Here is a 716-nt window from a genome sequence, read left to right on the forward strand (position 1 = left end):
CATCAACGCCCTTAGGACGCAACCAGATGGAACTCGGTCTTTACACTTTCGCCGATGTCAGCCCCGAGCCGAGTCCCGGCGCCATCGGCCCGCATGAGCGGCTGCGCAACCTCATCGAGGAAATCGAGCTGGCCGACCAGGTCGGTCTCGACGTTTTCGGCCTGGGCGAGCACCACCGCCCCGATTATGCCGCCTCCGCGCCGGTCGTGGCGCTGGCCGCGGCGGCAGAGCGCACGAAGCGCATCAAGCTCACCAGCGCGGTCACCGTGCTCTCCTCCGACGATCCGGTGCGCGTCTTCCAGCAATTCGCGACGCTCGACCTTCTGTCCGGTGGCCGCGCCGAGATCATGGCCGGGCGCGGCTCCTTCATCGAATCCTTCCCGCTGTTCGGCTACAATCTCGAGGACTATGACGAGCTCTTCGCCGAAAAGCTCGACCTGTTGCTCGCCATCCGCGACCAGGTGAAGGTGACATGGCAGGGCAAGCTGCGCGCGCCGATCAACGGCCGCGGCGTCTACCCGCGTCCGTTCCAGGAAAAGCTGCCGATCTGGATCGCCATCGGCGGCACGCCGCAATCGGCCGCCCGCGCCGGCGTGCTCGGCCTGCCGCTGGCGCTTGCCATCATTGGCGGCGAACCGGCTCGCTTCGCGCCGCTGTTCGATATCTACCGCGAGGCGGCAAGGCGCGCCGGCACCGATCAGGCAACGCTCGCCACC

At 67.5% G+C, this 716-nt stretch carries 1 protein-coding gene; it reads left to right on the forward strand.

Annotation, left to right across the window (positions count from 1 at the left end; all coding sequences use genetic code 11):
* Positions 1–26: 26 nt before the first annotated feature.
* On the forward strand, positions 27–716 hold a 690-nt coding region (locus EOD07_RS36465), incomplete at its 3' end, for an LLM class flavin-dependent oxidoreductase (RefSeq protein ID WP_127238510.1).

The sequence above is a fragment of the Mesorhizobium sp. M2C.T.Ca.TU.002.02.1.1 genome (assembly GCF_003997225.1).